At 64.4% G+C, this 13,310-nt stretch carries 10 protein-coding genes and 2 pseudogenes; 3 read left to right on the forward strand and 9 right to left on the reverse strand.

The window, feature by feature from the left end; all coding sequences use genetic code 11:
* Positions 1–215 precede the first annotated feature (215 nt).
* Positions 216–2,318, forward strand: coding sequence for a S9 family peptidase (locus tag AB8Z38_RS21995; RefSeq protein ID WP_369719901.1), 2,103 nt, complete (start codon positions 216–218; stop codon positions 2,316–2,318).
* A gap of 196 nt (positions 2,319–2,514) precedes the next feature.
* Here the strand turns inward: AB8Z38_RS21995 and AB8Z38_RS22000 are convergent, their stop codons facing one another.
* Both AB8Z38_RS22000 and araD read right to left on the reverse strand, forming a co-directional pair.
* Positions 2,515–3,234: a ribonuclease activity regulator RraA gene (locus tag AB8Z38_RS22000; protein WP_369719902.1), complete on the reverse strand. Its 720-nt coding sequence runs from the start codon at positions 3,232–3,234 to the stop codon at positions 2,515–2,517.
* A gap of 141 nt (positions 3,235–3,375) precedes the next feature.
* Positions 3,376–5,114, reverse strand: a pseudogene (gene araD / locus AB8Z38_RS22005) (L-arabinonate dehydratase).
* 261 nt (positions 5,115–5,375) lie between these two features.
* Between araD and AB8Z38_RS22010 the strand changes: the two are divergent.
* Complete coding sequence (locus AB8Z38_RS22010) at positions 5,376–5,804, forward strand: response regulator (RefSeq protein WP_369719903.1); 429 nt, start codon at positions 5,376–5,378, stop codon at positions 5,802–5,804.
* A gap of 67 nt (positions 5,805–5,871) precedes the next feature.
* A pseudogene (locus AB8Z38_RS22015) lies at positions 5,872–9,380 on the forward strand (PAS domain S-box protein).
* A gap of 110 nt (positions 9,381–9,490) precedes the next feature.
* Here AB8Z38_RS22015 and AB8Z38_RS22020 read toward each other — a convergent pair.
* The 7 genes from AB8Z38_RS22020 to AB8Z38_RS22050 form a co-directional block, all read right to left on the reverse strand.
* A complete protein-coding gene (locus AB8Z38_RS22020; protein WP_369719904.1) occupies positions 9,491–10,126 on the reverse strand; it encodes a response regulator transcription factor in 636 nt (211 codons plus the stop codon).
* 138 nt (positions 10,127–10,264) lie between these two features.
* Complete coding sequence (locus AB8Z38_RS22025; RefSeq protein WP_369719905.1) at positions 10,265–10,450, reverse strand: hypothetical protein; 186 nt, start codon at positions 10,448–10,450, stop codon at positions 10,265–10,267.
* 32 nt (positions 10,451–10,482) lie between these two features.
* A complete protein-coding gene (locus AB8Z38_RS22030) occupies positions 10,483–10,986 on the reverse strand; it encodes a response regulator (RefSeq protein ID WP_369719906.1) in 504 nt (167 codons plus the stop codon).
* A gap of 142 nt (positions 10,987–11,128) precedes the next feature.
* A complete protein-coding gene (locus AB8Z38_RS22035) occupies positions 11,129–11,440 on the reverse strand; it encodes a PilZ domain-containing protein (protein WP_369719907.1) in 312 nt (103 codons plus the stop codon).
* A gap of 2 nt (positions 11,441–11,442) precedes the next feature.
* Positions 11,443–12,321: a protein-glutamate O-methyltransferase CheR gene (locus tag AB8Z38_RS22040; RefSeq protein WP_369719908.1), complete on the reverse strand. Its 879-nt coding sequence runs from the start codon at positions 12,319–12,321 to the stop codon at positions 11,443–11,445.
* 70 nt (positions 12,322–12,391) lie between these two features.
* Positions 12,392–12,778 (reverse strand): PleD family two-component system response regulator, encoded by a 387-nt coding sequence (locus AB8Z38_RS22045; RefSeq protein WP_369719909.1) that lies wholly within the window; start codon positions 12,776–12,778, stop codon positions 12,392–12,394.
* A 30-nt stretch (positions 12,779–12,808) separates the two neighbouring features.
* Entirely contained in the window at positions 12,809–13,282 is a 474-nt protein-coding gene (locus AB8Z38_RS22050) for a chemotaxis protein CheW (RefSeq protein ID WP_369719910.1), read from the reverse strand.
* Positions 13,283–13,310 lie beyond the last annotated feature (28 nt).

Here is a 13,310-nt window from a genome sequence, read left to right on the forward strand (position 1 = left end):
GGCCGGGACCCATAACCCCGACTGGCTGTGATCCGAAGACTCCAACTCCAAGCTATCGCCAAACTACTCCCTGTGGGTATGGGTCCCGGCCTTCGCCGGGACGACACGGGAGTTTGATGAAGCTCCCGAGTTTCACATCGGTCTTCCCGCTTCTTTAAATCCCCTGCCTTCGATCTGATATAGGGACAACACCCGCCCCTATCTCGAGGATCGATTTGCCCAACACCGCCAGCAAGACCCCGCCCATCGCCCCGCGCCGGCCGCACAGCTTCACCCGGCACGGCATCACCGTCACCGACGACTACGCCTGGCTGAAGGACGCGAACTGGCAGGAGGTGCTGCGCGATCCCAAGGTGCTTGATCCCGACGTCCGCAAATATCTGGACGAGGAGAACGACTACACCGACAGCCTGCTCGGTCACACCGCGCCGCTGCAGAAGACGCTGGTGCGCGAGATGCGCGGGCGCATCAAGGAGGATGATTCCAGCGTGCCGTCGCCGGATGGGTCGTTCGCTTACTTCCGCAAATTCCGCGAGGGCGGACAACATGAATTGTTCGGCCGCATGCCGCGCGACGGCGGTGATGGCCATATCGTGCTCGACGGCGACGCGCTCGCAAAGGACCACGCGTATTTCAAGTTTGGCGGCAGCCGGCACTCGCCGGATCATAAGCTGCAAGCCTGGAGCGCGGACACCAAGGGCTCCGAATATTTTTCGATCCGCGTGCGCGACTGGGCAACGGGGAAGGATTCTGACGATATCGTCGAGGAGACCGACGGCGGCATCGTCTGGAGCAAGGACTGCAAAAGTTTCTTCTATGTGAAGCTGGACGACAATCACCGGCCAATGCAGGTGTGGCGGCACCGGCTCGGCACCAGCCAAGCCGACGATGTCCTGGTCTATGAGGAGCAGGATTCCGGCTGGTTCACCCATCTGCACGAGAGCACCAGCGGGCGCTTCTGCGTGATCGCCGGCGGCGATCACGAGACCTCGGAGCAGCGGCTGATCGACCTCGCCAATCCCGAGGCGCCGCCGCGCCTGGTCGCGGCGCGCGAGGACGGCGTCCAATATTCGCTGGCGGACCGCGGCGACGAGCTCTTCATCCTCACCAATGCCGATGACGCGATCGACTTCAAGATCGTCACCGCGCCGCTCGCATCGCCCGAGCGCGCGAACTGGCGCGACCTGATCCCGTATCGTCCCGGCATCTACATCATCGATCTCGATCTCTATGCCGGCCATTTGGTGCGGCTGGAGCGCGCCAACGCGCTGCCGGGAATCGTGGTCCGCGATCTGGCCTCCGGCGAAGAGCACGCGATCGCCTTCGACGAGGCGGCCTACTCGCTCGACACGATGGGCTCCTACGAGTTCGACACGACGAATTTGCGCTTTGCCTATTCGTCGATGACGACGCCGTCGGAAGTCTACGACTACGACATGGCGAAGCGGACGCGGGTGCTTCGCAAGCGCCAGGAGATTCCGTCCGGCCACAACGCCGCCGACTACGTGACCACCCGCATCATGGCCAAGTCGGATGACGGCGCCGAGGTGCCGGTCTCGATCCTCTATCGCCGCGGCTTGAAGCTCGACGGCTCAGCGCCGCTGCTGCTCTACGGCTACGGCTCCTACGGCATGGCGATGCCGGCCTCGTTCAGCGCCAACCGCCTGTCGCTGGTCGACCGCGGCTTTGTTTACGCCATCGCCCATATCCGCGGCGGCGCCGACAAGGGCTGGGGCTGGTATCTCGATGGCAAGCGCGACAAGAAGACGAATTCGTTCGACGATTTTGCGGCCAGCGCGCGGGCGCTGATCGACGCCAAGTACACCAGCGCAAAACGCATCGTCGGCCATGGCGGCTCGGCCGGCGGCATGCTGATGGGCGCGGTGGCGAACCGCGCCGGCGAATTGTTCGCCGGCATCGTCGCCGAGGTGCCGTTCGTCGACGTGCTCAACACCATGCTCGACGACACGCTGCCGCTGACGCCGCCGGAATGGCCGGAATGGGGCAACCCGATCGAAAGCGAGACGGATTTTCGCACCATCCTGTCCTATTCGCCGTACGACAATGTCGCGGCAAAGGAGTATCCGGCGATCCTGGCGATGGGCGGCTTGACCGATCCGCGCGTCACCTATTGGGAGCCCGCCAAATGGATCGCGCGCCTGCGCGCCACCATGAGCGGCGGCGGCCCAATTCTCCTGCGCACCAACATGGGCGCCGGCCACGGCGGCGCCTCGGGGCGGTTCAACCGGTTGGACGAGGTCGCGATCGTGTACGCGTTCGCGCTGTGGGCGGCGGGGATGGCGGAGGCCAGGGTATAGGCCACACTCTGGGCTGTCGTCCCGGCGAAGGCCGGGACCCATACCGCGTGATCTATCGAAGGCGCGCGGTGCTAGTAGCATGCTTAACTGCAGGTCTTCGCCAAACTTCTCCCTGGGGGTATGGGTCCCGGCCCCCGTGCGCAATTGCGCACTAGGCCGGGACGACAACGATGTTGTGGCGTTAGTAGCTGACCAACTACCTTCCGTTCTTCTTCCGCCATTCCGCGAAGTCGGTCAGGGTCTGCGGGTCCGTTGCCGGATAGAGCCCGAAGATGCCGCGGCCCTTGTTGACTTGCTCGGTCACGAAATCCTCGAAAGCGGTCATCTCGAAGGTCTCGTTCGCGATCTCGTCCGCGAGATGCGCGGGAATCACGATGACGCCGTCGGCATCACCCAAAATGACGTCGCCGGGAAACACCGGCGCATCGCCGCAGCCGATCGGGACGTTGATCTCGATGGCCTGGTGCAGCGTCAGATTGGTCGGCGCGCTCGGGCGATGATGGTAGGCGGGGATGCCGAGCTTTGCGATCTCGGCGGAATCGCGAAAACCGCCGTCGGTGACGACGCCGGCGACGCCGCGCTTCATCAAGCGCGTCACCAGGATTGCGCCGGCCGAGGCCGCGCGCGCGTCCTTGCGGCTGTCCATCACCAGCACGCTGCCCGCCGGACAATCCTCGACCGCCTTGCGCTGCGGATGGGAGCGATCCTTGAACACGTCGATGGTGTTGAGATCCTCGCGTGCCGGCATGTAGCGCAGCGTGAAGGCCTCGCCGACCATGGTCGGCTGGTTCGCGCCCAATGGGTGCACGTCCTGGATCATCTGGACGCGCAGGCCGCGCTTGAACAGCGCGGTGGCCAGGGTGGCGGTGGAGACGGTCTTGAGCTTGTCGCGGGTGGCTTCGGTGAGTTTGGACATATTCATCCTCTTGTCATTCCGGGGCGCGCGGAGCGCAAACTAAGATGCGCAATTGCGCATCTGGAGAATCCATCAGGCCGCACGCTCTGCGGAGAAATGGGTTCCGGGTTCGATGCTTCGCATCGCCCCGGAACGACAACGTCAATAAATCGACGGCTCGCCGATCGGCGCGCCGAAATCGGTCTCCAGGAAGTCGAAGTCGCAGCCATCATTGGCTTGCCTGATATGCTTGGTGAACATCCAGCCATAGCCGCGCTCGAAGCGGCGCTCGGGCGGCTTCCAGGCGGCGCGGCGCTTTGCAAGCTCGGCTTCGGACACATCGAGATTGATGGTGCGGGCGGCGACGTCGAGCGAAATGCGGTCGCCATTCCGCACCAAGGCGAGCGGACCGCCGACGTAGGACTCGGGCGCGACGTGCAGAATGCAGGCACCGTAGCTGGTGCCGCTCATGCGCGCGTCCGAGATGCGCACCATGTCGCGCACGCCCTGCTTCACGAGCTTGGTTGGGATCGGCAGCATGCCCCATTCCGGCATGCCCGGCCCGCCCTGCGGCCCCGCATTGCGCAAAATGAGAATGTGGTCTTCGGTGACGTCGAGATCGGGATCGTCGACCGCCTTCTTCATCGCGGCATAGTCGTCGAACACCAGCGCCGGCCCGGTGTGCTTGAGGAACCGCGGCGCGCAGGCGCTCGGCTTGATGACGCAGCCGTTGGGCGCGAGATTGCCCTTGAGCACGGCAAGCGCGCCTTCCTTGTAGATGGGATTGTCGACCGAGCGGATCACGTCGTCATTGTGGACTTCGGCCTGCGCGATGTTCTCGCCGACAGTCTGGCCGGTGACCGTGATGCAGTCGAGATGCAGATGCGGCTTGATCTGGCTCATCAGTCCCGGCAGGCCGCCGGCATAGAAGAAATCTTCCATCAGATAAGCATCGCCGCTCGGCCGCACGTTGGCGATGACGGGCACCTTGCGGCTCGCAATCTCGAAATCGCCGAGACCGATGTCCTGGCCGGCGCGGCGGGCCTGCGCGATCAGATGGATGATGGCGTTGGTCGAGCAGCCCATCGCCATCGCCACTGCGATCGCGTTCTCGAACGCTTTGCGCGTCTGGATGGTCTTCGGCGTCAAATCTTCCCACACCATCTCGACGATGCGGCGGCCGCATCCGGAGGCCATGCGGATGTGGTTGGCATCCGCGGCGGGAATCGAAGAAGCACCGGGCAGCGTCATGCCGATCGCTTCGGCGATCGCGGTCATGGTCGAGGCCGTGCCCATGGTCATGCAAGTGCCGTAACTGCGCGCGATGCCGGCTTCGATATCGAGCCAGTCCTTGTCGGAGATCTTTCCGGCGCGGCGCTCGTCCCAATATTTCCAGCCGTCCGAACCCGAGCCCAGCGTCTTGCCCTTCCAATTGCCGCGCAGCATCGGGCCTGCCGGCAGGTAGATCGCCGGGATATTCATCGAGGTCGCCCCCAGCAGCAGCGCCGGCGTGGTCTTGTCGCAGCCGCCCATCAGCACCACGCCGTCGACGGGATGGCTGCGCAGCGCTCCTCGGCGTCCATGGCCAGCAGATTGCGGTAAAGCATCGTGGTCGGCTTGAGCAGCGATTCCGACAGCGACAGCGCCGGCAGCTCCAGCGGCAGGCCGCCGGCCATCAGGATGCCGCGCTTGACGTCGTCGACGCGCGACTTGAAGTGCATGTGACAGGGTTGCGCGTCCGACCAGGTGTTGAGGATCGCGATGATCGGACGATCCTTCCACTCCTCGGGTGCATAGCCCATCTGCATGGTGCGGGAGCGGTGGCCGAACGAGCGGAGGTCGTCGGGCGCAAACCAGCGCGCGCTGCGGAGCTGCTCGGGCGTCTTTTTCCTGGTTGTCATTTTCCTGTCCGTCGAGGGATTCCGCCCTGCTCTTCCCATAGGCCATCCGTCCCTCGCAAGACGCCGGGCTGACCGGAAACGGGCGCCTGCTATGCACACAGGCGTGCATAGGTCCGGGTGCGCTGCAACAACAAGGCCGATGGCTCGGCGACCAGCCGCGAAATCCTTGCAGGTTGAGTGGAATCCGCGCAACACTTTCACATTTGGTGCGTCGACTGACTAACCGATTTGCCCTCGCATCCGGCCCAGAGGATTGGAATTTTGGCCAACATCCTGATCGTGGATGACGATCCGGCCGTACAGCTCACGATCCGGCTGCTTCTGGAGCGGGCCGGTCATCACGTCACAGTGGCAGGCGATGGCCACCAGGCGCTCGCTTTGTTCGAGGCGAGCCAATTCGACCTGCTGTTCCTCGACATTTTCATGCCCGGCATGGACGGGCTCGAGACGATGCGCCACATCCGGGCGCTGCAACCGGCCATTCCGATCGTCATCATTTCCGGCCGCTCGATCACCCCGGATGCCTATGCCGAACCGGACTTCCTGAACACGGCGACCAAGCTCGGCGCCGCGGCGAGCTTGCAGAAGCCATTTCGGGCCGACGCACTGCTCGCGACGGTCGACGGCTGCCTGAAATCGGTGCAATCATCATCCCCGCCGCAGCCCCAAGCCGGCGTCGGCATCCCATGACGGGGTCATCCATGGTGCGCCGGTCCAGACCATCCGGCTCCAGTCTCGACGCGGCGCGAAGGCCAACATGACTCTCGCAACACGGCTGGCCATCGCGATGATCCTGCTGGTGGCTGTTACCGTGGCCGCCGTGGGCTGGCTCGGCTATCGCAACATCACCCAGGCCGTCATTCCGCGCGTGCTGGAACGCATCGAAGCCCAGTCACGCCTGCGGGCGACCAATCTGGAATCCTATGTGGCCGGAGCTCGCGGCGACCTGGTCGGCTATCGCTCTGCCGCGGCCATCAATGGCCTGATTCGCGCGCACATCGGCGGGGGCATCGACGCCGCCGACGGCGTGTCGGAGCAAACCTGGCGCGAGCGCATTGCAGCGCGGCTCGCGGCCGAGATCGAGGCCAAACCCAGCTACGGACAATTTCGGATCATTGGCGTTGACGACGACCAGCGCGAGCTGGTCCGCGTCGATCGCTCCGGACCGAATGGTGCGGTACGGGTCGTCCCCACCAGCGAACTGGAGCCCAAGAGCGAGCGAGCCTATTTTCAGGAAACGATTCGACTGGCACCCGGCGATATCTACGTTTCGCCCATCGACCTCGCCACCCGCCAGGGAGGGACCACTGCCCTTCACACGCCCACCTTGCGGGTCGCGACGCCGCTGTTCACACCCGACGGCAAGCCGTTCGGCATCATCATCGCCAATATCGACATGCGTCCGGCACTTGACCGCGTCCGTTCGACCGGCGGCGGCGCGGACGGAGATATCTACGTCGTGAATTCGCGCGGCGACTATCTCGTCCATCCCGATCGCGCGCGCGAATTCGGCTCCTTGCGAGGCCACCCCACCGATTGGCGCAATGACTTTCCATTTTTTGCGGCCTTGGCCGGCACACTGCAAGGATCCACGCAGCTCGTCACCGACGCGTCGGGCCGGCCGAGCGGCGCGGCGATCGCGCCAGCGCTGCTTGCGGGCAAGGAATGGGTCGCGATCATCGAGACGGTTCCTCCGGCGGTGTTCGGCCGCGTGCCCGCTGCCATTCAAAAAACGTCCTTACTCGTCGGCGTGCTTGCCGTCCTCGCCGCGGCTTCGCTCGCAGTGCTCCTGGCACGGTCATTGACGCGCCCGATCGGGCGCCTGACCGCGGCGGTCGAGGCGATCGGCAGCGGGCGGCGTGCCGGCATACCCGTCGATGCAAGCGGCGAGACCGGCGTGCTGGCGCGGGCTTTTGCCCACATGGTCGAGGAGACGCGGGCGAAAACAGCCGCGCTCGAGCGCGAGGTCCGGGAGCATCGCCGCACCGAGGCGGCACGAAGCCATCATGCGGAGCGCGAGCGCCTGTTCAGCGCCGCTGTCGAATCATCCGACGAGGCCATCGTGATGCAGTCGCTCGACGCTATCATTACCGGCTGGAATCCTGCCGCTGAGCGCCTCTATGGCTATTCGGCGAACGAGGCGATCGGACAATCCACCTCGATCATCGTCCCGCCCGAGCGCCGGGAGCAGGGTAAGGACTATCTGGCCCGAATCGCCCGGGGCGAGCCGATCGAACGGTTCGAGACGGTGCGCCTGCGCAAGGACGGGACGTCGGTCGACATCTCGCTCAACCTCTCGCCGATCAGGGGGACGTCGGGCGAGATCATCGGCGTCTGCGGCAGCGCGGGCAGCCTGACCGAGGCGCGGCGCGCCGAGCGGGCGCTCCAACAGCAGATCGAGGAGCGGCGGCAGCTTTTCGACACCTCGCAAGACCTGATCATGATCATGAACGCGCGGGGCCATGTCGTGCAGATCAGCCCGAGCAGCGCGGCCATTCTGGGCTACCAGCCGGGCGAAATGATCGGCCGCAGCGGCGCCGATTTCATTCACCCCGCCCATCTCGATCAATCCCGCGACGAGATGCGCGCGCTGCGGCGCGGCGAGCGTCTGAGGCTCGCCGACACCCGCTGCCTCCACAAGGACGGGCGCGAGGTCTGGCTATCCTGGCTCGGCAGCTGGTCCGACCAGGCCCAGCGCTTCTTCTTCGTCGGGCGTGACATGACCGAGGCCAGACTCGCGCAGGAGGCCTTGCGCGAAAGCGAGCAGCTGGCGCGCAACATCGTGGACACCGCGCTCGATGCCTTCACGCAAACCGACCAGACCGGCACCATCCTGAACTGGAACTCGCAGGCCGAGAAGCTGTTCGGCTGGCCGCGCGAGGAGGCAATCGGGAAGAATGCCATCGATCTCTTCGTCGCCCCCACCGAGCGCGAAGGCGTCAGGGCCAGACTACAGCTCTTTCTCGAATCCAAGGCGCAGGAGCTGCCCGGTCCACGGCGCGAGCTTCTGGTGCGCCGGCGCGACGGCAAGGAATTCAGGGCCGAGCTCAGCGTCACGGCGCTGCGTCGGCGCGACGGGTCTTCTTCAATTCGTTCTACCGCGATCTCACCGAGAAGATCGCGGCCGAGGAGCGCATCCGTCAAGCGGAGAAGATGGAGGCGGTCGGCCAGCTCACCGGCGGCGTGGCACATGATTTCAACAACATCCTCACGGTCATCACCGGCACGATCGAGATCCTGGCTGACGCGGTGGCCAAGGAGCCGGACCTTGCGGCGATTACCAGGATGATCGACGAGGCCGCCGGACGCGGCGCCGAGCTGACCCAGCACCTGCTCGCCTTTGCGCGCAAGCAGCCGCTCCAGCCGCGCGAGATCGACATCAATTCGCTGATCATCGACACCGCGAAGCTGTTGCGACCGACGCTCGGCGAGCAGATCCAGATCGAATCCGTGTTCGAGGACGAGAGCTGCGTTGCGATCGTCGATCCCAACCAGCTCACCACGGCGATCCTCAACCTCGCGCTCAACGCCCGCGACGCCATGCCCGGCGGCGGCAAGCTGATCGTGGAGACGGGCGCCGCCTATCTCGACGAGACCTATGCCAGCAGCAACGACGTCCCGCCCGGACACTACGTGCTGATCGCCGTGAGCGACACCGGCTCGGGCATCCCCGCCAACATGCTGGCCAGGGTGTTCGATCCCTTCTTCACCTCGAAGGGGCCGGGCAAGGGCACCGGACTCGGGCTCTCCATGGTCTACGGTTTCATCAAGCAGTCGGCGGGACACATCAAGATATACAGCGAGGAGAGCCACGGCACCACGATCAAGATGTACCTGCCGCCCGGCAAGACGCCTACGGCAGTCAGCGAAGGCGTGACGCCGACGTCGATCGAAGGCGGGCACGAAACGATCCTGGTGGTCGAGGACGACCGGCTGGTTCGCGACTACGTGCTGGCGCAACTGCATTCGCTCGGCTACGTCACGCTGCAAGCCGCGAACGCCGCCGAGGCGCTCGCCATCGTCGGCTCCGGAACGCCGTTCGACCTGCTGTTCACCGACGTGATCATGCCCGGCAACATGAACGGACGGCAGCTCGCCGACGAGGTGTTGAAGACGCGTCCCGATCTGCGCGTGGTCTACACGTCCGGCTACACCGAGAATGCGATCATCCATCACGGCCGACTGGATTCAGGCGTTCTGCTGCTGGCAAAACCTTATCGCAAATCCGATCTCGCGCGGATCATCCGCAAGGCGCTGGGCGGGTGAGGCTGCGCAGGCAGGATGAAGCCGAGCGTGGTCCGGGACAAATCTATGCGTGAAGAAACAACCCCGGATTCGCTGCGCTCCATCCGGGCTACAAGATTGCGGAAGCAACCCTACGACGCGCGCTGGGCTGCCGTCATCACGATACGGATCAGATCGGCAGCATTGCGGGCGCCGAGCTTCTTCATGATGTTGGCGCGGTGATCCTCGATGGTGCGCGGGCTGATGCCGAGGGTGCGGCCCGCCTCCTTGTTGGAGGCCCCGGCGGCGAACTGCTCAAGCACCTCGCGTTCCCTCCGGGTCAGCGGCTCGCGTCCGGGGAAGTGCAGCGAACCGAACTTCGGGGACGCATTCTCCGCCTGCCTGCGGGCATAAGCCCCGATCGCCTCGTCGAGCCGCCCGACGATCTCACTGCCGCGGAACGGCTTCTCGATGAAGTCGAGCGCGCCGCTCTTGATGGCGCCCACCGCCATCGCGATATCGCCCTGCCCTGAGATCATGAAGATCGGTGCGGGATAATCCTCGCCGTGCAGCTCCCTGAGAATGTCGAGACCCGACTTTCCGGGAATGTGCACGTCGAGCAGGATCGCGGCCGGTGTGCGGTTCCGCGCGACGGAGAGCAACGCTGCGCCGTCCGCGAAACAGATCACCTCATAGCCCGCCGCCTTCAACACCATCGACAGGGTGTCGCGAACGGCAGGATCGTCGTCGACCACGAAGATTTCACCACGGGGGGTTTGATCGGCCATGTGCCAAATCCATCTGTGCCAAATCCATTTGGCATTAAGGAGTAGCGTCCGGGCCAACCGTTATGGCGTTCGGCGCGGATTGGGCCCACCATATATGTACGGGACATGGACTTAACGCACAAGTAGCCGCGCAGTGCCTTATTGCGGAGGACGGAGAATACCCATGTCAAATTTCGCCGGCACGGCGCTACCGTGGCTGAAACCGACAGCCGACAGTTGATCGCGGCCGATCTTCGCCGTCTGATCGGGCGGATCGAGGCTCCGCATGCGCCTGATCGGCGCTGCCATGGAACTGGACGGGAGCGTCACGATGTCCGGCGACATTTTCGCGCCCGATCGCATCGGCGCTCCGCGCCTTACCCGCGGTGCCGTTCCACGATCGCGTCGGTGGCAACACCGCCCCAGGTATGCATCGCCGGGAGCCCCATGGCCGTCTTGCCGAGATTGGCAAGGCTGATGCGAAGCGCCGCGAGATCCAGCGGCTTGGGCAGGCTCTGAAGCTCGATCCCCACCGAGCGGGCGAAGCTGCGAGCACCACTGCGGCGCTTGCCCTCCATGCCGCTGATCACGATCACGGAACCTGAGAATTTCGCCGCCGCCATCTCCCGCAGCACGTCGACGCCGTCGCCGTCCTCCAGCACGAGATCGAGCGTCACGCAGTCGAAGCGAGCGGTGCGGAGCTTTTCAATCGCTTCCGCGACCGACGGCGCCACGGTGACTTCGTGGCCGGCCTGCTTGGCAGCGACCGCGATCAGACTGCGTTGCGTGGCATCGTCGTCGACCACGAGCAGCTGAAGCGCGCGCCGCTCGGCGACGTCGGGCAGGTTGGACGAAACGGGAGAGAGGGAGCTTCTTGGCATTACCGAACCCTGAGATTGAGACCGGCAATCGATACACGGAACGCGCTTCAGCCCCGTAAAGCCGTTGCGACAAATTCATTCGGATGTTTTCAGAAAATGTGAAGCAACGCGTCGGGAAACGGGCACCGCGCAGGCGCGAGGATCAGACCACCGCGTCGTGGCCGGTGGTCCGCTTCTTCCGATTCTTACCGCGCAGGAACTGGATGTCCATTTCGGCGCCGTTGACGCGCACCAGCTCGCAGCGGCGGTAGGCGAGGCCCGTGGACGACAGCAGCAGGAAGAACTCCTTCAGGTTCAAGCCCTGGATCGAACCTTCCACCGTGAGGATGGCGTCGGTGTCGGAAATCGCGTTGAGCTTGCAGTCGCGGCGCCAAGTGCCGTCGATGGCCATGATGCAGACGTCATAGCCGCGACTGAACGTCACGCGTTCCAGACCCTTTCCATCCTCGGCCATGCTTATCGTCCCATTACTGCTGCCATCCGCGGCGGCGCGCCGGCGAGCGCCGGCTTGGCTGCCGTCGCACGCGGATCGTTGGGCTTGTAGAGGCCGCGCCGTTCCGGAATCGGCTTGAAAGTATCGGTCAGTCCGACCACCGTCTCGGCCGCGCCCAGCACCAGGAAGCCGTCTCCCTCGATCTGGCGGGCCAGGCGGTTGAAGATGTTGATCTTGGTGTCCTGGTCGAAATAGATCAGCACGTTGCGGCAGAAGATGACGTCGAAGGTGCCGAGCTGGGCGAAGTCGTGCAGCAGGTTGAGCTGCCGGTGCTGAATCATCGCGCGCAGCTCGGGATTGATCTGCCACGTCTCGCCAGTCTGCTTGAAATATTTCATCAGCATCTGGATCGGCAGGCCGCGCTGCACTTCGAACTGGCTGTAGATGCCCGCCTTGGCCTTCTCCAGCACTTCCTGCGACAGGTCGGTTGCGATGATCTCGACGCGCCAGCCCGTGAGGGCCGCGCCCATCTCCTTGAGGCTCATCGCCAGCGAATAGGGCTCCTGCCCGGTCGAGCCGGCTGCGCACCAGATGCGCACGCTGCGGCGGCCGGCGCGCGCCTTGATGACTTCCGGCATGATGGTGTCGCGGAAATGATCGAACGGGACCTTGTCGCGAAAGAAGAAGGTCTCATTGGTGGTCATGGCTTCGACCACGCTGGTGACGAGCGCGCTCGAGCCGCCTTGCAGCTTCTGCACCAGCTCGCCGATGCCGGACAGCCCGGCCTTGCGGGCGAGCGGTAACAGCCGGCTTTCGATCAGATATTGCTTGTCTGCGGACAGGTCGAGCCCGGAGTGATCCCTCAGGAACTTACGCAAATACTCATACTCGGTGGGGGTCACGGATGGCCTCTCGGAAGCTATACTGGGAACACTCTGCCGAGCGACTTGCTCAGCGACTCGGGCCAGACACTCAGACCATGACTTGTCCAACGGGGATCAAGCCGACTTCAGCAAATTTGTCGGCGATGATGTCTTTGTCGAAGGGCTTCATGATGTACTCGTTGGCACCGCCGCTGAGTGCCTGAGCGATATGAGCCACATTGTTCTCGGTGGTGCAGAACACGACCTTGGGCTGGTCTCCGCCGGGCAGGCGGCGCATGTGGCCCATGAACTCGAAGCCATCCATGATCGGCATGTTCCAGTCGAGCAGCACCGCGTCGGGCAATTTGCGCTGGCAGATCTCGAGCGCTTTCGAGCCGTCCTCGGCCTCGGTGACTTCGAATTCCAGGCCTTCCAGGATCCGGCGTGCGATCTTGCGCACGACGCTGGAATCATCGACCACCAAACATGTCTTCATTTTTGTTCTCCGGCTTCGATGTATTGGGGGTCACGCAGCCATTTGCACTTCGGTTTTGAGTTCGAGGACGCGATCGACGTCGAGGACGACCATGAGCTGACCGTCGAGGCGGTGGACGCCGCCGGCAAGCTTGGCCATGCGGGGGTCGAGGTTGACGGGGTTGTCTTCCTTGCCGTCCTCGGACAGGCGCAGCACCTCGCCGATCTGGTCGATCAGCAGGCCATAGGATTCGCCGCGCAAATCGACCCCGACCGCCATCGGCACCTTGCCATCCTCAGGCTTGGGCAGGCCGAGCCGGGCGCGCATGTCGACCACGGTGACGATGCGGCCGCGCAGGTTCAACACGCCCGCGATCTCGCGCGAGGACAGCGGGACGCGGGTGACACGCTCGGGCATGAACACGTCCTGGACCCGGGAGATCGGCAGGCCGAACAGCTGGCCGCCGATCATCGCGGTGACGTATTCGACCATGGCGCCTTCGCCGGACTGGGTCTTCTTGGTCATGTGCGTCTCTCCTGATCCATCCCGCTGG

This window comes from Bradyrhizobium sp. LLZ17 (assembly GCF_041200145.1).
GTDB lineage: Bacteria > Pseudomonadota > Alphaproteobacteria > Rhizobiales > Xanthobacteraceae > Bradyrhizobium.

Bases quoted from the DNA above. Each gene is read 5' to 3' on its own strand.
- AB8Z38_RS22000 (WP_369719902.1), bottom strand. From the start codon at position 3,234: ATGTCCAAACTCACCGAAGCCACCCGCGACAAGCTCAAGACCGTCTCC.
- AB8Z38_RS22020 (WP_369719904.1), bottom strand. From the start codon at position 10,126: ATGGCCGATCAAACCCCCCGTGGTGAAATCTTCGTGGTCGACGACGAT.
- AB8Z38_RS22025 (WP_369719905.1), bottom strand. From the start codon at position 10,450: ATGTCGCCGGACATCGTGACGCTCCCGTCCAGTTCCATGGCAGCGCCG.
- AB8Z38_RS22030 (WP_369719906.1), bottom strand. From the start codon at position 10,986: ATGCCAAGAAGCTCCCTCTCTCCCGTTTCGTCCAACCTGCCCGACGTC.
- AB8Z38_RS22035 (WP_369719907.1), bottom strand. From the start codon at position 11,440: ATGGCCGAGGATGGAAAGGGTCTGGAACGCGTGACGTTCAGTCGCGGC.
- AB8Z38_RS22045 (WP_369719909.1), bottom strand. From the start codon at position 12,778: ATGAAGACATGTTTGGTGGTCGATGATTCCAGCGTCGTGCGCAAGATC.
- AB8Z38_RS22050 (WP_369719910.1), bottom strand. From the start codon at position 13,282: ATGACCAAGAAGACCCAGTCCGGCGAAGGCGCCATGGTCGAATACGTC.